Consider the following 17,517-nt stretch of genomic DNA (forward strand, 5'->3'; position numbering starts at 1 on the left):
CAAGGAATAAACCTTGCACCACCATTTTCTACTTTTCTAACCTATAGGAGCCGCACTATACTCGGTAGTTGTCGCTTCTCCAGCTCCTGATCGACTTCTTAATCGCATCAGGTGACAATTGCTCCGCGGCAGCCTTCTTACAAAGTGTAGGAAACTCCTCATCGGAAGCAAAACGTAGAGCCGCAATTTGCCCTATCGTGAGCTTGTTATCCAGCAACTTCTGAGTCAACACATAGTGCCTGAGATTCTCTTCTGCCCGTATCGCGCGATCCTGCGCTTTTAACGGATAGGACCGTACAAGGAGAAATACAATGACTAAAATAATGGAAATAAGCAGAAAAATAGCCGCGGGCAGCATGTCTGTCCCGGATTGCACTGACCTAACGAGCTGGATAAGTGATAAAATCACTAAACCCAGCGCCAGCACACTGTAAACAAAGTGAAAAAGCGGATGCATTCTACGATGATTCGCATAGTTTTGATGACCGTTACTCATAATTTCTCCACGATTTCATCGATCTCACTTTTTAATAACAGATAGCGATGAACACTTCTCATAATTGGCACCTTGGTTAACTTGTTTTTGTCCACATACAGTTTCATCTGATCTTTAGAAAGACCTAATGATTCTCCAGCTTCCATAACGGTTAGTACTTCTTCATTACTTGTAGCGTTGAACGTTGACTTCACTTTCTGATTCCAGTCTTCAAAAGTATTCATTTCCTCGCACCCTTCTAATTCCGTTACCTTGATTATACCACAGAAATTAAAAGAGGCATCATCCAATTAGCGGATACTACTTCACGTCCTCATCATTTAAAAGCTCCAGCAGCGCTTGTGGCAAGGCAAATTGCTGATTGTTAATAATAATTCGATTCAACTTATCGTCCATTGTTTCCGATTGTTCTTCTTTAATGACTTCAATTTCGGCATGCAAGCGTTCCATTTGCAGATCCAAAGCTGACGCGGCTGCAGCCGCTTGCTTTAATTCATCCAGAAGCCGCGCGGGTACAGCTTGATTGCCTTGATTGAACTTATAATAGATTTTATGCTCCAAACTTGCCCAAAAGTCCATTGCAATCGTTCGAATCTGAACTTCGATGCACACACTTTCTAGTCGATCCGACAAATGCACAGGCACTTCGATGATCAAATGAAGACTTTGGTAGCCATTAGGCTTCGGGTTCTTGATATAATCCTTCTCATCCAGTACTTTAAGGTCGCTTTGACTCTTCAGCATCTGGCTTATGACATAAATATCAGAGACAAACGAACACGTAATCCGCATACCTGCAATGTCTTTAATACTCTCCTTAATCCCTGAGAACGAAAGATCTCCTCCTTTTCTGTTGAGCTTGTGAAAGATACTTTCCGGTGACTTCAAGCGGGACTTGGTATGTTCAATCGGATTATATTCATGCAGCATTTCGAATTCCTGTACGAGAATTTCAATTCTAGTCTCTATCTCATCCAATGCGAACTTATACGTCATCATAAATCGTGTCAGTTCGTTCTTGAATCGTTTTAAATCATTGATCGAAAGTTGATTCATCATGGGTTGCTTCCATCCTTTGGTCGTGGTTATTTTACCAGTCCTTGCTAGTGTAATTCACATGTATCACTCGGTGCAAATTTGGTGTTCTTATTGACACCCTCCATTGCGTCTTGGTATAGTACTCCTATCAAATGAATACTTACGACGGAAGCACCCGTAAGATATGGCCGATGGCCTTTCTTGCAGGTGCTTTTTTTGTTGTATTCCCATCCCATTTTCAAATTTGAAGGAGGTTGTCTATTGAAAAATTTCACTGCTTTACTCACCGCTTTAGCCCTCGCCTCAGCCGTTCCAGCAGAATTGGCTTCAGCTGCCTCGATCGAAATCACAAGCACCATTCAATCCTCTCTGGACAAAACGATTGCCGGCGCGACTCAAACACAAGCTAATAAAATCAATTCACTCTACACCGAATTCCTCACCCTTCAGAAACAAGAACAGGATTGGGACAGCAAGATCAATACACTACATAACAGAAATAAAGACACTTCGGCAGAGCTGAGCAAACAGGCCAAAGAAATTGATTCCGCCAAATTGGCGAAATTGGAGGAGGAGATCACGCGAACGAGAGCTCGGCATCAACCTTTATTATCTCAATATGCCGCGCTAAATAAGCAAATCGAAGCCGCCCGATTGCTGAACAGCAAAAGCTTAAGCGCTCTGCTAAGAATCCAAGCGGCTGCAATGAAAATCCCCGTACAACTAGCTCGCATCGATATCAGCGCCAAGGTAAAAGCTTCCCAAGCCGCTAAAGACAAAGCATCCAAGGCAACGAAAAAAATTCGCAGCAGCCTGAATGACATTGACCCCATTAACGTACAGATCAAAGCTAAGCAAGGTGCTTTCAAAACGATCCAAAACAGCCTCTCCCCGATATGGTCCTCATTTAAACAAGGAGCCAAAAAAGAAGATACGAATGCTGTTCAAAGCTCACTCACCTCCATGATTTCTCTGTCCCGTCAAATGAATGCGGAAAAAGAAAGTATCTTTAAGCTTGAAACGAAGATAAGTGATGCACTTATTGCGATTAAGGCTCAAATCCCGTAGGTGGATTTGTTGATATTTTGCACATAGGGCTATTCCAATATAATTTGTATAATTGTATAATTGTTATAACAACTGAATAAGATAGTAAGGAGTTGATTTTACATGAGCAAGGTGATGGACATGGAGCGTAAGGTTTCGAAATTCGGCAATAGCCTCGGCATAACGATGACGGATGCTCTTAAGCAAATTGGTCTTGAAGTTGGTGATACCGTAAACATTGATGTGCGAGAAAACGATGGAGAAATCGTCATCAAGAAGGTAAACAAAGTTGCTCTTCCCACAGGGATTAGTCCCGATTTTCTTGACACACTCTCTCAAGTCATGGAGGAGTACGACGAAACATTGAAAGGTTTAAAAGATAGATAATGAACACAATTCGCTATTTGACCACACAAGAAGCCATAGCAATTAATGTTGCTGTCATTCAAAAATATAGTCCTAGCGAACATATAGGTGTAAAAGATAGCCATTTGCTGGAGTCTGCATTATTGCGCCCGCAATCATCAGCCTTTGGAGACGATGCTTATCCCACTATTTTTCAAAAAGCAGCAGCATTATTCGAATCCTTGGGGCAAAATCATCCCTTTCAAAATGCGAACAAACGTACAGCCTTTACTGCACTATTCATCTTTCTTCGTTATAATGGTTATGGTTTCTCGATGGACAACAAGGCTGCGGAAGATTTGACAGTAGACATGGTTAACCACAGATATTCTTTCGATGACGTAGCTGAGATAATTAGGAAACATTCAGTCCCCATTGAATAATGAGACTGTCCCGAAAGTAAATAAAATTCACTTAGGGGCAAAGAAAACAAAAAAAATGAGGTGGCAAGGTTATTCTTGCCTTCTCATTTTTTGTTTTGTATCGATTATAAAGGAATGTCACCCGGACCTCTAGCTTGCGGAACGTCGATTCGCTATTTCAGGGAATCTGCGTTAGAAACCGAATTAGAGGAACGTGTGTGTGCTATTTGGTCAAAATGAGCGATCCGGAGGCAAAAAAACGAGAAATAACACATCGTAGTTCCTCTTCCTCATGATTTCGGGTGTTTTTCGTCCGAATAGTGCATCGACGTTCCCCTCTGCAAATACTGGTTACCTACAAAGGAATACGAACCTTGAACGTACTGCCCTCTCCAACTGTGCTTTCCACATGAATAGTACCTCGGCCTGCGTCCACGATGTTCTTGGCGATTGCAAGCCCAAGACCTTGGCCGCCGATTTGACGCGTTCGCGACTTATCCTGGCGGTAGAAACGGTCGAAGATGCGAGGAAGTGCTTCGGCTGCAATGCCGATCCCCTTATCCTTCACTTCGATGATGAAACTACGCTCCCCTTTTTCCTTAGCCTCTGCTAGCGCTACATGTACCATTCCCTTGCCCGGCGTATACTTAATCGCATTATCGATTAGCAGGATGAGCAGCTGAGTTAATTTCTCGGCGTCCCAATTCACCGTCAGCTCATGAGGAGCATGCAGCTCAATGTCGATGTCCTTGGCTTGCGCTAATGGCTGAACCTTACTAATCACTCTTGCGGCTATTTCACTCAGATTAAATAAGGATCGATCCAGCTCGAATTCGCCAGAATCAGAGCGGGCTAGGTGCAGCAATTCGCCGGCCAGCTTCGTTATGGAGTTAACCTCCTCTTTCATGCCGTTAAGCACGTTCTTCGAGAAGGGGTCGTTATCGATGCTTTCTTCAACCTGAAGCGCTTCGATCGATGTTAGCATGACACTCAGCGGTGTACGCAGCTCATGAGAAGCATCGGCTACGAACTCACGTTGTTTCGCATACGCCTTGGCTATCGGTATAATCGCTTTGCGTGCCATCAGATGGCTGAACCATAAGGCTAGAACAAAGAAAAGCAGCGCCATCCCGATCAGCAGAATGAGCAGCAGGCGGAATAAATCGTTTTGGAACGTAACTTCCTTCCCTACATATAAGGTTCCGATCCGCGCCCCATTCCATAGCAGTTGACGGTCCGAAACTAGAAACCTGGCATTCTCGCCCAGTTTCTGGCGTCCTAAGTCGTCTGTAGGCGGCTTATCGAATGTTTGCAAGGTAACTTTCTCGATCCCTTTCCCCTTGAAATGTCCATCCGCGATGGCCTCCATCACCTGATTACGCAGTTCCGGCTGAATCTCATCCCCTAACTGTATGTTCCCATTTTCAGCAATCAAGTAGTAGAACGATTGGTCCGTGCTGATCGAGAAAGCATCCTCTATAGAGCGTGGGGGCCGTCTATTCGGATCGCTATCTTGGTCGGCCCACTTTTGCAAGGTGCGAATTTCACTGTCAGCAAGCTCATTCAGACCCGTTCGTTGATCGTTCCAGATGAATAGATAGAGTAGAACATAAACAATGATGACGAACAAACTCAGAAAAGCAATAAGTACACCGCTGTATTGCAGCGTCAACTTATTGCGGGTTCGATCGAACAAATCGCCTTCGGATGGCCGTTTTTTTAAAGAGCCCCAGTTAATCTCCAATTTTATAACCTATGCCTCTCACGCTCTGAATGAGCTCCCGTGAGTAGGAGGGCTCGAGCTTCTTTCGAATTAATTTCACAGTAGCATCGATCGTCTTTAGATTTACTTCGGCATCAAGACCCCATACTTTGTCCAGGATGACCTCGCGGGTCAGTGTACGTCCTTTGTTCTGCAGCAGCAGGTCTAGAATTTGAAATTCCCGCGGGGATAATTGGATTTCTTGTTCGCCTTGAATGACGACTTGACTCATCCGCTGCAGTTCTAGATCACGAATACGGATGACATCCTCCTGAATGGGAACGAAGTTTCTGCGCATTAATGCTCGCAAACGTGCCAGCAGTTCGTCCATCTCGAACGGCTTGACCAAATAATCGTCGGCTCCCGCATCGAGACCTTCCACACGATCCTGCAAAGCATCCTTCGCAGTCAGCATCAGAATCGCACCGAGATAGCCCCTTTTACGAAGTTTAGCACACGTTTCGAGACCATCCCCATCCGGCATCATCCAATCGAGAACGATAACATCGTAGCTGGAAGCCGTCGCATAGTCGAACGCATCGCTGCCCGTCTTCACCCAATCAACCGTGCATCCAGACTTTTTTCTCAACATATGCGCGGTTAATTCACCCAGACGACTATCATCTTCCGCCAATAAAATTTTCATTTTCTTCCCCATTTCCCGATTTTACCATCTTCATAAAAGTATAACCGAAAGCTTTCGTGCTTTCACCATACTTTCACCAAGTCCAAGTAACATAGGTTTCAAGAAACAAACACAAACAATCTAAGAAAATGAAGGGAAGAATGACGATGAACTTAAAAACGAAAATCATTACCGCTAGTACGCTAGTGGCCGTAATTGTAGTAAGTGGAGGCATAGCACTGAGCAGTAATAACACGGTATTAGCGGCAGGAAATAATAAATCGGTTAAGGATGCACCCGCAAGAGAAGCAGGCAACAAAGGACAGAACTGTAAACCTGATCCCGCTCCTGCTCCACCATCAAGCCCAACTCCATCTGCGGGCATAACGAATGGCAGCAATCCTGGTCAAGCAGATAATTCCGTCGTGATATCGAGTGGTTTTAACACAGATCCGCAAGACCATGGCAGGCCTGTCGTACTTATTGCCGCGGCCCTTGGGGTACCCACTGAGGTTTTTAGAGAGGCATTTCGCGGCGTAACTCCTGCAGGACTGGATAGTGGACCAACCTCCGAACAAGCTCAGCAAAATAAAGCAGCTCTCCTTAAAGTTCTGGCCCCCTATGGGATCACGAATGAACGCTTAGATGAGGTGTCCAACTATTACCGTTATAACGGAAGAAAAAGTGACACATGGCAAAAGACGCAGGCAACCGCAACCGCAATAGTTACGAATGGCATTGTGACTGGTGTAACCATTACAAATCCAGGGGCAGGTTATTCTTCCAATCCAACGATCACCGTAACGGGACCAAACGGTACATTCACTGCGACAGCTACATTAGCCTACACGAAAGACTTTAAAACAAATGGAAGCATTTCTGCTATCACTATCAAATAGAAACGTGTATAAACTTTACTCGCTTTAACACCCAATAAATCAAAAAAGCACCCTCTCAGGTGCTTTAAACGCTTCCTAAACTACCTTGCAAAGGCTTATGGTGTGAAATACGGGGGTGCTTTTAACCACCCTTTTCTCATTAATACATCTTTTAACGTTATCGCGTATGTAAACTTCTTCATCTGAAATTTGGCGAACATTGCCGCAACATCCGGCCGTACTGCCTCTGTCATGCCCCGGCAAGCATAATTTATACCCAGTACAATATTGAAGCTGAGAAGACTCGCTATTTCCTCATCAGAAAGTTTGGATCCCTCCGGAATATTTCGAAAATCGCCAACCGGTTTATTCGGCGACGCCTCGGGCATCGGGACACCTTCTGCTTTTAAAAACTCAGTTAACTCTGCAAATATGGGACCATGAACATCGTTAATGACTTCTTTCAACTTCTCCTGTAGTTCAAGGTCCTCTACAATATTATAAGATACCTGTTCGCCGCGCATGGTTTGTTCCGTTGCGGTCAAATAAAACCATAGATTCATGACTTCTCCGACGTTTAAAGGCGGCTTTTTACCATCGAGAAACGGCTTAATCGCATCATTGAGTACTTCCATGATATTCATGTTCGCAGCTCCTTTTTGCTAGTTAGAGTACCCATCTGCCTAATTTTTATTTCATGCTTTTAATTGAAATATTTCTCGACCATTTTTTCAGCAGTGCGAGTGGCGAGAGCTTGCGTTGTAAGCGTTGGATTTGCCCCGCCCAATGCGTTAAAATGCACACTATTATCAGCTATAAATAACCGCTTGACCTGATAGGATTCACAGTTGTCATCAACGACAAACCCCATCCTCATTGTGCTCTCCATATGTATCATCAGGGAAGCCGGCCAATCCGTCCGGAGCACCTTCTTGGCTCCTGCTTTCCGCAAAATGTCCACTGCGATTTTAACCAATTCGTTGCGGTTCCTACTCCCTCGTTGTCCGCCAACGTAGCTCACCTTCGGGACAGGTCCATGTTCATCCTTATTGGCCAAATCAACCGTAACCCTGTTTCGATAATCCACCTCATCATCGGCAAATATGACTATGCTTAACGTTCTTCGATAGTTTTCCATCCACTGCTGCAGCTCAAGCCCTACAACTCGACCTCGCGCATACCACGGCATACTGGTGAAAGGCGACTGCAAGGAGCTGTATCCTGATTGACTTACTCCATAGCTCATGGAGGCGGTTAATCCTGGGCTCATCCCTGTAACCAAAATGGACCCAAGTCCAGGATAGTCCAGCCTCCCCCCAGATGTATGGCCTACAAAGGGATTGATATCCGGGCTTCCCAGAATGGCAATCAGATCTCTTTCATCGAACATTCCTGTGACCCAGTCAAAATAATGATTAACCAATCCCCGTCCTACCCATGGATTACTGGGTAAACCAGAATTTAGCCAAAGCCGGGGAGTTTCAATCGTTCCGGCAGCCATGACCACGACTCCAGCTCTGATCTCTTCTATCTCCCCTGTCCATGTATCCCTTATACGTACACCTAACGCGCGCAACCCTTCCGTCAGATGAGTCTCCGTCAAAATTTGGGTCACAAAGGCATTGGGCCTTATGGTTACACGGCCTGTCTTTAAGGCTAGCGGGACATAGCTAACGTTGGTTGAACGCTTTGCAATTTTATCCACAGAGGGCCCGTGCGGGCATCCGTTGATACAATGACCAGCAAGCGTACAGCCTTGCATCCAAGACAACTGTTCAACGGAATAGTCTGGATTGGTAAGGTTCTTATTCGGAGGCAGAATAGCGTTGGGCTGCGGGCGATAGCCAGGAACTGTCACATCCAATGTAGGAATCAGCTGCCAGCCGGCCTTTTTTGCACCGTAAAAAAACAGCTCCTCTTTGGAAGTCATAGGCGCAAACTCAACCGGCAGCGTCGCTTCAACCTTTTCATAATAAGGAATAAGCGTGCGATAAGAAATCGGCCAAACACGGTCAACCGTCACTGGAAAAGCGCGCGGAGAATTGGCAAGATAGGATTGCGTCGTCCCTCCTACACCGGAATTTTGCCAAACAAACCCCCGCCTCGTTACATTCCGAAACCACGGAGAGCGATTCCTATCAGCAGGCCCCCATCGAAGTCTGCCTGTAATCAAGTCATTCATTTCTCCCTCATCCTTGTTGTATTGCTCCTTAAACAAAAATATATTCAAGTCGTCCGACTTGGAGCTGCTTTGGGCTCCTTGGTTCTTATTCGGGTCAGGCCACTGTGAATTCCCATACCAGGGACCTGCCTCCAATACCAAGACCTGAAGACCTTTTTCCCCAAGCTCTTTGGCGATTACAGCCCCACCGCCACCCGAGCCAATCACAATAACATCCGGATCAGTCACTCGGATATTCCCCCTTTGCATGAGGATATTTCAACAAAAATCCTCGAAAATCACGGTATCCGAATGCTGGCCCGGGATAATCGGCCAGACGCCAGCCCGGAGGAAAAAACTCAACCTGGCGGTAGTCTGGAGGAAAAAGACGGGTTGTTCCATACCCGTACCATTCTGAATAGTAACCGAACATCGTTAACTGAGATAACGAATCTATCATGGTTTGAATCATTCCGGGGTTGTTTTGGTAAGGAGGAGGAACCAAGTGGAGAGGGATCTCAAGCTGATCCAATAAAGCCAATGTTTGCAGCCTATCTTCGCGAGACAGAGCAGAAAACGGTCCACCTCCATGGAAAAACCAAGGGTTTAACGGAAGCTGAGCTAGCCCTCTTCGAATTAATTGCTCAGCCCCCCTATCAAGTAATTGAGCAGTTGACCTTGAAAGAGGCATCTGAATTGGATGCTCGTCATTTACAGGAACAAATTGCGAATGATCGAGCTCGTTCATCACGAATTCATCCACACAGAGCTGAACCGCCCCGGCTGCAGGTACCGTTCCTACCACCTCTACTTGTCGTAGTGTAGGCGGAATTATAGTATCCACTACTGCTTGAAAAGTCGCCTTGATGTATATATCCCCTGTGCCTTTGCTTCCATTGGAACGCGACACTGAACTCACCACCCCATTTAGTCGAGCCGCTTCGTATACTATCTACATATATTTGAATCTGTGCTCACTATGTCAAAATAATGGACAATAGGTGTACGCAGAGCGAAATATTGGTGCTTAATACAATAAAAGAGCCTGCCAACGATCACGTGGCAAAGCTCTTTTTTGCGGCTTAAGGCATCTCTCCATTACCGCCCCTATCGGTCTCTAACAGTCGAACCCTGTCTGAATTACTCCATGGATACTCCGTTACCAAATAGTCAGCGAACTTCTTGCTTTCCTCTCGTCGGTGCTTCCTCATTTCCGCCGCGATTTTCCTCTCACCACTTCTTAAATCTTCTCTGATCACTTTCACAAAAACCTCTATGTGACGAAGGACTCTAAGGAAACAGAATCCGTTGGCATCGAGTTTCTCTTATAATTTCTTTTCCAACATATCCACACAACTTTCTTACAAAATGTAGTCATTCGGACATTTTTCCCCGATCATGATTCCGCTATGCTTAATAAAAAAACACTACCCAATTCATTTGAATGGATAGTGTCTTATTGATTTAGTATGGAGGTATGTTCCCTCCGCTTTCACTTAGGTATTAACAGATTTTCCACCTACAGAGGGAAGTCTGCTATCTCTTTTCTTTAAAGTCCCTATCACAATACCAACCGTGGTAAGAAGAAAGGCCACAACGTGAATCCAACCAATTTTTTCATCCAAAAAAATAATTCCCCCAACCATACTGGCAAAAGGCAGCCCATTTAGAAACATCGCTGTTTTATTGGCACCTAGAAATTTTATACCATGATTCCACCCTAGTGTACCCAGTGAAGACGCTCCCCAAGCTGACATCAACATAACGGCCCAAGCGATGGCTGGCATATGAATCTGAGCATACGACGAAGGCCCAAAGAAAGTCACCGTACCCAGATTTAACATGACTCCCCCAATTAACGTGGAATAGGTAGTGACAACTACTGTTGGCATGGAAGTTGTCGACAACTTCTTGATGAACAATGCACCAACAACATAAGCCAACATGGATAGAAGCATGATGACATCTCCCCATCCGGATAAACCAACCGAACTATCTGCTGATTTGGAGGTCACCACCAAAACGACCCCTGAGAATCCAAACAGAATGCCGAGGCCTAATCTCATACTGAATTTTTCCCCAATGAAAATGGATGCAAGCAGAGCGGTAGTTAGCGGATTTAATCCTAGGATCAGCGATGCATTTGTAGCTGTAGTTGTTACAACCCCATAAGCTAAAAATAACTGATGAAAGAAAATCGATGTTAGCCCAATAAGAAAAAGAAGCCCCCACTGTTTTGCATTGGGTTTATAGAATCCATACTTTTTAAGTACAAACGGAAGCAGCACAATTCCAGCGAGCGGTATCCTAATTGCGGCTACTAACATGGGCGAGATAAACTGTGTAAGGTATTTTACCATTACAATATTTAACCCCCATGAGATGACCACCAAAGCTAGGATGAAATAAATGGTTTTCTCTGACTTTACCAAGTTGATGCACGCCTGCCTCTCTATCGATTATTGATTAATACTATCTTATTACACCACAAAAAGACACCTAAGGCGGCGTCTTCTAGTAACTCTCATCTTTCTAAACTCTTTGCTTCCATTTTAATAGACCATATAGTACCTATACTTGTTTTCTACTAGGCCGAGCTGCTTTTTTGATTTACATATCTGTGCATAGACGAGCTAAATGGTACATATTTATGAAAGAGAATTCCCTGGAAGGATGCGAAATACTACATATGGAACATCTTTTACCACTACAAATAGAATTTATTCTTCAGTTTGGCATCGTCTTTTTTTGGACAATTGCTTATATATGGATCATTTATAAAGGGTTCCGGGATCGAACCTGCGGAATGCCAATTGCCGCTCTGTGTGCAAATATTACTTGGGAATTTCTATTTTCCCTCGTCATGCCTTTCCACCCACTCCAGCAAATCGTAACTTTACTATGGTTTTTATTAGACTGTATCATCCTGTTTCAATTTTTCTATTATTCAAAAAGCCTATCTCCTAAATGGCCTATAAAACCTATAGTCCTCTCCCTACTTTTCATTGCTCTACTGCTTCACTACGGAATGGCTATCGAATTTCATGACCTTGAGGGCAAATATTCCGCATTTGGAATCAACCTAATGATGTCTATCCTATTTATAAAAATGCTGCTGAAACAAGATTTACACGGCCAATCCATCTACATCGCCTACTCTAAAATGGTCGGTACCCTTTGTGCATCGATTTGGTGCTATTCCCTAAACCCGCATTCCATCTTATTAAATATAATGTACATTTTGATATTTATTCTAGACGTCGTTTACATCCTGTTGGTTTATAGCAAGTCTGTTAAGATCATTCATAGATCCACTATAACTCACCGTTCCTTCTATTAAGGGGCTATAATCTTCATTGATTTCTCATTGTTCTCAAATTGATCGGCAGCATTACGAGCCCTAATGAGAAAATAGTAAGTTTTCCCGGATATATATGTTGAATCCCTATTCTCGGTTCAAGTAAGGTTTACCGAACGGAGGTGTCATCGTATTAATCCATGACCCCCTTCCTTTTTGTAAACAAGTTATTTACTTAGTGATAATACTCCAATTACATATGTACCCTACAATTGAGATATCTTATTGTGGCGGAGGCATCGAAAATATGAGAGCAAAAATAATTTTTGTGCTTGGCTGTATGTTATCCCTATCTGCATTAGGCGTCAAAGCATCAGAGAATCATATTGTCCGTCCGTACTCACCAGAACTTTATAGCTCTACCGAACAATTTGAATATGAATTTGAGTGGCAAAACGGTAAAATTATAGCCAATCCTTAATGAGAAAACATAATTTTCCTACCTAGAGTAGAATTAACTAACATATGCTTGCCGTGAGTTTATAAAAAGCACCCTAACGGGTGCTTCTTCATTTTTTAAAAGTGCCGGTTTCCCCTTTTAACGCAATCCAGAATCTCCCAACCATATTTCCATCATCTTCGATAAACTCTGATTCAAAGGCGCCACCCTGCTTGAGAATTGTCTTCTCAGACCCTATGTTGCCTTTATCGCAAACCACTAATACTTTATCCAAGCCCATCTCTTTCGCTATTTGTAATGTCTGATGTAACAAGGCACTCGCATACCCTCTTCGTCTAAAGGAGGGCCGTATGCCATAACCAATATGACCACCGCAATTTAGCAGCTTTTGGTTTAAACGGTGACGAATGTTTACAGCCCCCACTAGAAAGTTCTCTTCATTTAATAACCAGTAGGTTGAATGGGGCACCCAATTAGAAGTGACTAATTTCTCTTCGCTGTCTTCCGAATAGAGAAATTCTAGCATTGCATGGAAATCGCTAGGATCTTTTTCAACAACCCAAGGCACGATATCATCACCACTGCTGATCCAGTCTTGGTAGAACGATAAATACTGATCACGGAATTCCATAGAAGGTTTAATTAGACGGACTTTGTTCATTCAATTCAACTCCTGACTGTTAAACTAAATTTCGTCCCAGCCCTTTGCTTCTATTTTCATTTACAAAAATTACCTTAATGGAATTTTGGTCTATTATAGATGCAAAAGAGACACTTGTATAGTGTCTCTTCAAATGTTATTTAAACGACCGATATGATAACGATTCTTCCTGAATATTTCATCTTAACTAAATCACCGTTTCATCATTACCTTGCTGCTGATTAACCCCTTCTAAGGAGGGTTTAAGTGGGGCTTGTTCTGGTATTGGCGTTTTTACATAATGAGTGGAATAGTGTCGTTCAACTTGGTAATCACCTGTTTTGGAGAAACGCAGCTGACTTTTCGCCCCTTTTCCCCAGGACATATAGGGTCTATAAGATTCCTTAAGGTTTAATTCCCTTGCCGTTTTCCGGAATTCTTTCATGATGAAGCTGAGTTGACCCAAATTCCCGTTAAGGACCCTCTCTAGGTAGGGAACCCTTCGGAATCGCCATTCCTCTACAAGCTTTGGAGAGATCTTCTCCATCTTCAAGAACAAATCCAGTGGGCTCGCATACCCTTTTTCCCAGATCAATTGATGATTTGAGCCACGTTCATGCTTTCATTTTCTCAAATTTGTCTCTTCTTGCCTACTATTGCTTTCTCAAATTAACAATAAAGAAGCCTTCCGGGATACAGCAAATCGAATTGCCCAAAGAAAACACCCTCTCGGGTGCTTCTTCATTATCCGAAACTACCGCCACACAGGCAGCGCTTCGCGATGGGTGTATTCATAGTTTCGATGTCATCCGAGCAGCGCCCCGTACGACCTAAAGATACATTCCGTAATAATCCAAACCTTTTTCGAACCCTAAAGGATGTTTGTCTATACCATGCTAAAGTCATTGAATATATTGTAATTATTTTAGTCTTATTTAAGGGTTTTCTAAAAAACGGTCGGGGGTATCCGCTACAGTATCATCATTCCAACCTTTAATAGAACCCAGCAGCTTTTGCTCACGCTCGTTTCATTTGAAACACAAACTCATCCGAAGCATCTGCTGAAGTCTGGTAAAGTAACATTACTCGATTTCCCGGTGTATGCATGATTATGAGTGGGGTTGGTGATAGGTTTTGATCTATACAGCTCTTGGAGATTCCATTACATTTGGGGAAAACGCCTCCTCTTTGGTAAAGGCCTATCCCCAATTGGCCATATCTACTTTAAATTCACGCTCCCGTAAGGTAACTGGGTATGTTTTGGCTCGACCTGGTTGGAGCAGTTACGATCTGTTAGATGCGGTGATATGGCAAGGGGCCTCAATGATTAGACAATCTGCTGTTGTTTCTATATGGATCGGAGGTGTTGATTTAGCCAACGCGGCACTGTTTTCATTTAGAAACCAGCAACCATTAAATGCAAAACAAATTGCAACCAACTATAAGCGAAATGTATGTGCTATTCTATCGCAAATAAAAAATGGCAGCCATGCCCGAATTATTTGCTGCACGCAGTACAATCCATTTCCGAACAGTCCTCTTGCGGTTGAGTCGATAGCCCGATTAAATCATTTAACGAACGAGTTCGCCCAAAGTTACGATGCAACTATCGTTCCCGTTCATACGTGGTTTGAAGGAAAACAAGCAGATCTGATTTATGGTTATCAAAAAGGAAAGATTGAAGATGCGTTAAGCGGATCTTTGCCCATCCATCCAAATGATCGGGGGCATCAAGTAATTGCAATGGGATTGGCCCCATATCTATTCCCTCGCAAGTAGCCACGCATGTTGAAAATGAAAAAAGCACCCTCATCGGGTGCTTTTTCATTCGTTAAACCTTTCCCTCCATCACTGCTGTGCCAAACCAACATTCAAGAAAGCTTTCGTCCGATCAAACTTCGGATTTGTAAAAAGCTGCTGCGGATGGCCGGATTCAACGATTTCTCCTTTATCCATAAACATGACCCGATTCGCTACTTCTCTGGCGAAGCCCATTTCATGGGTCACAACGATCATCGTCATGTGTTCCTCTGCGAGGTTCTTCATCACCTGCATCACCTCTCCCGTCAACTCAGGGTCGAGGGCGGAGGTAGGCTCATCGAACAACAGGATCTCGGGGTTCATCATTAATGCTCGGGCAATCGCGACCCTCTGCTTCTGGCCCCCTGAAAGCTTAGCTGGATAATCCAATGCCTTCTCGGAGAGTCCAACCTTTTCCAACAATTCCAAGCTACGTTTTCGAAATCCGGTCATCGGCTCACCTTTAACGATTCGCGGAGCGAGCTCCAAATTTTCTCTCACCGTAAGATGAGGATACAAATTAAAGTGTTGGAACACCATCCCCATCTTGGAGGTGATCCGTTTGATTTCAGAGGGCTTGGCATAGATCCCATCTTTGACCAAAACCTCATCTGCTATGTGAATCGTGCCGCTATTAATCTGCTCAAGATGAATAAGACTTCGGAGCATCGTACTTTTGCCGGAACCCGAGGGACCAATGACTGCAACAACATCTTTCTTTTCCACTTGAAACGTCATTTGCTTCAACACGTTCATCTCACCATATGACTTACTGAGGTTAGCTACTTCAATGATTACCACATACGCCATCCCTTTTATTCAAATTTAAATCTTCGCTCCAGCCATTTAAAAAACACAGTTAGCAGAAGTGTCATGACCAAATAAATAATGCCCGCGATAAAGAAAGGCATGATGGAGAAGTCACGATTGACCGCCGTCTGGGCAAAATGAAGCAACTCCGGAACTGCAACAGCATAAAGCAGCGCGGTATCTTTAATCAGCGTAATCGACTCATTGGATACTGCAGGCAAGACGACTCGAAACATTTGAGGCAGGATGATTCGCAGCATGGTCTGCCACTTGCTAAAGCCTAGCACCTGCGAAGCCTCATATTGGCCTTTATCAATAGCTAGCAAACCGCCTCTAAAAATTTCGGCAAAATAAGCCGCATAGTTCAGAATAAAACCTAAACAGGCAGCGGTAAATCGGTCCAGCACCAGATATTGTCCGATCCCCGGCAGCATGGGAAGCCCGAAACATATCACGAGCAATTGCAGCAAGAGCGGCGTTCCGCGCATGATATAAATATACGTATTAGCGAGCCCCGCAATCGATCGGTTATTGCTTTTCACCGCCAATGTAAGGACAAAACCCAAAGGGATGGACACCACAATGGCAATTAAAAACAAAAGGATCGTCATTTGGGCCCCTTCCAGCATAGGGATGACCATCGAAGTGAAATAATCAGCTGACATCAAAAAATACCCCCAAAAACAAAAACGGAATTTCCCAAAAGAAATCCGATTTTGCCTTATCTTCTTCGATTACGTTACTTCAATACTTTATCTTCACCAAACCACTTTTGCGAAATTTTAGCAGCCGTGCCGTCTTGGTTCATCTCATCAAGCGCTTTTTGCAGCTTTTGAAGCAGTGCCTCGTTGCCTTTCTTCACGCCAATCCCGTATTCTTCAGGAGCTAGCGATTCACCAAGCAGCTTGAAGCTTCCCTTTTCTTTGGACATGTAGTACTTAATGACAACTTCATCAATGATCACCGCATCAATGCGGCCAATCTTCAAATCGTTTAGCGCTAGAACATTATCGGCATACTCCGTAACGGTCTTGACTTTGGATTTTAACGGACTCCCGTTTAATGCGTCTGCTGCCGAAGAGAGGGATTGAAGCCCTACAACTTTACCAGTCAGATCATCCAGCTTGGCGAAATTGGATTTAGCCAGCGTGACAGCCACCTGCGCATTTTTTAAATAAGGTTTGGTAAAAAGAACTTTACCTTTACGCTCGTCCGTAATCGTATATCCGTTCCAAATGAGATCAATCCTGCCGCTGTTCAGCTCTGATTCTTTGGTTGTCCAGTCAATCGGTTGAAAAACTGCCGTTGTACCCATTTTTTCAACAGCTGCTTTCGCATAATCGATATCAAAACCGACGATTTCATTCTTCTCATCTCGGAAACCCATCGGCGCAAATTTGTCATCAATGCCGATCACTACCTTTTCTGCGTCACCTGTGTTACCTTTTGAACTCGAACATCCTGTAATTAGAGAAATTGCCGCCGTAATTACTAATGCCATCGTTGCCAATCGTTTCATAAACTCCAACTCCACCTTTAACATTTGTATCAAAGACTTTAGCACGTTACCACTTTATCAAGAACTACATGATATCATATATGCTCAGAAAATGTCGATACAGTTATTGGTAGATGTTCTTCCGCACCTCAGTCCGCGCGGACTGAACCCTCGAGGGGTTCTCCTCCCGAATCTCGTACAATGAAAAAAGCACCCTCTCGGGTGCTTCTTCATTGT

The 17,517-nt window shown here is 43.9% G+C and carries 20 protein-coding genes; 6 read left to right on the top strand and 14 right to left on the bottom strand.

The features are described from left to right. Positions 1-55: 55 nt before the first annotated feature. The 3 genes from ASG85_RS11540 to ASG85_RS11550 form a co-directional block, all read right to left on the bottom strand. Positions 56-496 (bottom strand): DUF6526 family protein, encoded by a 441-nt coding sequence (locus ASG85_RS11540; protein ID WP_060646303.1) that lies wholly within the window; start codon positions 494-496, stop codon positions 56-58. Beyond that, positions 493-720 (bottom strand): hypothetical protein, encoded by a 228-nt coding sequence (locus tag ASG85_RS11545; protein WP_060646304.1) that lies wholly within the window; start codon positions 718-720, stop codon positions 493-495. Before ASG85_RS11545 ends, ASG85_RS11540 begins: the two co-directional genes overlap by 4 nt. A gap of 76 nt (positions 721-796) precedes the next feature. After that, entirely contained in the window at positions 797-1,552 is a 756-nt protein-coding gene (locus ASG85_RS11550; RefSeq protein WP_057302645.1) for a GTP pyrophosphokinase family protein, read from the bottom strand. 243 nt (positions 1,553-1,795) lie between these two features. Between ASG85_RS11550 and ASG85_RS11555 the strand changes: the two genes are divergently transcribed. The 3 genes from ASG85_RS11555 to ASG85_RS11565 all read left to right on the top strand — a co-directional run bounded on the left by ASG85_RS11555 (position 1,796) and on the right by ASG85_RS11565 (position 3,369). Beyond that, entirely contained in the window at positions 1,796-2,602 is an 807-nt protein-coding gene (locus ASG85_RS11555) for a hypothetical protein (protein ID WP_060646305.1), read from the top strand. A 102-nt stretch (positions 2,603-2,704) separates the two neighbouring features. After that, complete coding sequence (locus tag ASG85_RS11560; RefSeq protein WP_057302598.1) at positions 2,705-2,968, top strand: hypothetical protein; 264 nt, start codon at positions 2,705-2,707, stop codon at positions 2,966-2,968. After that, on the top strand, positions 2,968-3,369 hold the full coding sequence (locus tag ASG85_RS11565; RefSeq protein ID WP_057302599.1) for a type II toxin-antitoxin system death-on-curing family toxin: 402 nt from the start codon (positions 2,968-2,970) through the stop codon (positions 3,367-3,369). Before ASG85_RS11560 ends, ASG85_RS11565 begins: the two co-directional genes overlap by 1 nt. Before the next feature lie 334 nt (positions 3,370-3,703). On the opposite strand, the gene ASG85_RS11570 is transcribed toward ASG85_RS11565, so the two are convergent. Together ASG85_RS11570 and ASG85_RS11575 are read right to left on the bottom strand one after the other, a co-directional pair. Continuing rightward, entirely contained in the window at positions 3,704-5,092 is a 1,389-nt protein-coding gene (locus tag ASG85_RS11570) for a sensor histidine kinase (protein ID WP_060646306.1), read from the bottom strand. Continuing rightward, positions 5,082-5,756: a response regulator transcription factor gene (locus tag ASG85_RS11575; protein WP_060646335.1), complete on the bottom strand. Its 675-nt coding sequence runs from the start codon at positions 5,754-5,756 to the stop codon at positions 5,082-5,084. Before ASG85_RS11575 ends, ASG85_RS11570 begins: the two co-directional genes overlap by 11 nt. Before the next feature lie 146 nt (positions 5,757-5,902). Here ASG85_RS11575 and ASG85_RS11580 point away from each other — a divergent pair, with 146 nt between their 5' ends. After that, positions 5,903-6,634, top strand: coding sequence for a hypothetical protein (locus ASG85_RS11580; RefSeq protein WP_060646307.1), 732 nt, complete (start codon positions 5,903-5,905; stop codon positions 6,632-6,634). Between the two features lie 95 nt (positions 6,635-6,729). On the opposite strand, the gene ASG85_RS11585 is transcribed toward ASG85_RS11580, so the two are convergent. The 4 genes from ASG85_RS11585 to ASG85_RS11605 form a co-directional block, all read right to left on the bottom strand. Further along, the gene (locus tag ASG85_RS11585; RefSeq protein ID WP_060646308.1) at positions 6,730-7,257 is read right to left on the bottom strand and encodes a DUF3231 family protein; all 528 of its coding nucleotides are present in this window, start codon (positions 7,255-7,257) and stop codon (positions 6,730-6,732) included. A 59-nt stretch (positions 7,258-7,316) separates the two neighbouring features. Continuing rightward, positions 7,317-9,023: a GMC family oxidoreductase N-terminal domain-containing protein gene (locus ASG85_RS11590; protein ID WP_060646309.1), complete on the bottom strand. Its 1,707-nt coding sequence runs from the start codon at positions 9,021-9,023 to the stop codon at positions 7,317-7,319. Beyond that, entirely contained in the window at positions 9,016-9,684 is a 669-nt protein-coding gene (locus ASG85_RS11595) for a gluconate 2-dehydrogenase subunit 3 family protein (protein ID WP_060646310.1), read from the bottom strand. The genes ASG85_RS11590 and ASG85_RS11595 overlap by 8 nt, the downstream gene beginning before the upstream one ends. A gap of 586 nt (positions 9,685-10,270) precedes the next feature. Next, a complete protein-coding gene (locus ASG85_RS11605; protein WP_060646312.1) occupies positions 10,271-11,206 on the bottom strand; it encodes a DMT family transporter in 936 nt (311 codons plus the stop codon). Between the two features lie 1,173 nt (positions 11,207-12,379). Here ASG85_RS11605 and ASG85_RS37770 point away from each other — a divergent pair. Beyond that, entirely contained in the window at positions 12,380-12,553 is a 174-nt protein-coding gene (locus ASG85_RS37770) for a hypothetical protein (protein ID WP_156396538.1), read from the top strand. Positions 12,554-12,641: 88 nt separating this feature from the next. Here the strand turns inward: ASG85_RS37770 and ASG85_RS11615 are convergent, their stop codons facing one another. Both ASG85_RS11615 and ASG85_RS11620 read right to left on the bottom strand, forming a co-directional pair. Beyond that, positions 12,642-13,193, bottom strand: a complete 552-nt coding sequence (locus ASG85_RS11615; protein WP_060646314.1) for a GNAT family N-acetyltransferase — start codon at positions 13,191-13,193, stop codon at positions 12,642-12,644. A 187-nt stretch (positions 13,194-13,380) separates the two neighbouring features. Beyond that, the gene (locus ASG85_RS11620; RefSeq protein WP_063860260.1) at positions 13,381-13,767 is read right to left on the bottom strand and encodes a hypothetical protein; all 387 of its coding nucleotides are present in this window, start codon (positions 13,765-13,767) and stop codon (positions 13,381-13,383) included. Positions 13,768-14,360: 593 nt separating this feature from the next. Between ASG85_RS11620 and ASG85_RS11625 the strand changes: the two genes are divergently transcribed. Further along, positions 14,361-14,951 (top strand): SGNH/GDSL hydrolase family protein, encoded by a 591-nt coding sequence (locus ASG85_RS11625; RefSeq protein WP_235550111.1) that lies wholly within the window; start codon positions 14,361-14,363, stop codon positions 14,949-14,951. 69 nt (positions 14,952-15,020) lie between these two features. Here ASG85_RS11625 and ASG85_RS11630 read toward each other — a convergent pair whose 3' ends face one another. From ASG85_RS11630 to ASG85_RS11640, 3 genes are all read right to left on the bottom strand, one after another. After that, entirely contained in the window at positions 15,021-15,773 is a 753-nt protein-coding gene (locus ASG85_RS11630) for an amino acid ABC transporter ATP-binding protein (protein WP_060646336.1), read from the bottom strand. Positions 15,774-15,787: 14 nt separating this feature from the next. Next, positions 15,788-16,447, bottom strand: coding sequence for an amino acid ABC transporter permease (locus ASG85_RS11635; RefSeq protein ID WP_057302609.1), 660 nt, complete (start codon positions 16,445-16,447; stop codon positions 15,788-15,790). A gap of 74 nt (positions 16,448-16,521) precedes the next feature. Next, entirely contained in the window at positions 16,522-17,301 is a 780-nt protein-coding gene (locus ASG85_RS11640; protein WP_060646316.1) for an amino acid ABC transporter substrate-binding protein, read from the bottom strand. Positions 17,302-17,517 lie beyond the last annotated feature (216 nt).

This window comes from Paenibacillus sp. Soil724D2, from assembly GCF_001427935.1.
Classification (GTDB): Bacteria; Bacillota; Bacilli; order Paenibacillales; family NBRC-103111; genus Paenibacillus_E.

Bases quoted from the DNA above. Each gene is read 5' to 3' on its own strand.
- ASG85_RS11540 (WP_060646303.1), bottom strand. From the start codon at position 496: ATGAGTAACGGTCATCAAAACTATGCGAATCATCGTAGAATGCATCCG.
- ASG85_RS11545 (WP_060646304.1), bottom strand. From the start codon at position 720: ATGAATACTTTTGAAGACTGGAATCAGAAAGTGAAGTCAACGTTCAAC.
- ASG85_RS11550 (WP_057302645.1), bottom strand. From the start codon at position 1,552: ATGAATCAACTTTCGATCAATGATTTAAAACGATTCAAGAACGAACTG.
- ASG85_RS11560 (WP_057302598.1), top strand. From the start codon at position 2,705: ATGAGCAAGGTGATGGACATGGAGCGTAAGGTTTCGAAATTCGGCAAT.
- ASG85_RS11565 (WP_057302599.1), top strand. From the start codon at position 2,968: ATGAACACAATTCGCTATTTGACCACACAAGAAGCCATAGCAATTAAT.
- ASG85_RS11575 (WP_060646335.1), bottom strand. From the start codon at position 5,756: ATGAAAATTTTATTGGCGGAAGATGATAGTCGTCTGGGTGAATTAACC.
- ASG85_RS11580 (WP_060646307.1), top strand. From the start codon at position 5,903: ATGAACTTAAAAACGAAAATCATTACCGCTAGTACGCTAGTGGCCGTA.
- ASG85_RS11585 (WP_060646308.1), bottom strand. From the start codon at position 7,257: ATGAATATCATGGAAGTACTCAATGATGCGATTAAGCCGTTTCTCGAT.
- ASG85_RS37770 (WP_156396538.1), top strand. From the start codon at position 12,380: ATGAGAGCAAAAATAATTTTTGTGCTTGGCTGTATGTTATCCCTATCT.
- ASG85_RS11615 (WP_060646314.1), bottom strand. From the start codon at position 13,193: ATGAACAAAGTCCGTCTAATTAAACCTTCTATGGAATTCCGTGATCAG.
- ASG85_RS11635 (WP_057302609.1), bottom strand. From the start codon at position 16,447: ATGTCAGCTGATTATTTCACTTCGATGGTCATCCCTATGCTGGAAGGG.
- ASG85_RS11640 (WP_060646316.1), bottom strand. From the start codon at position 17,301: ATGAAACGATTGGCAACGATGGCATTAGTAATTACGGCGGCAATTTCT.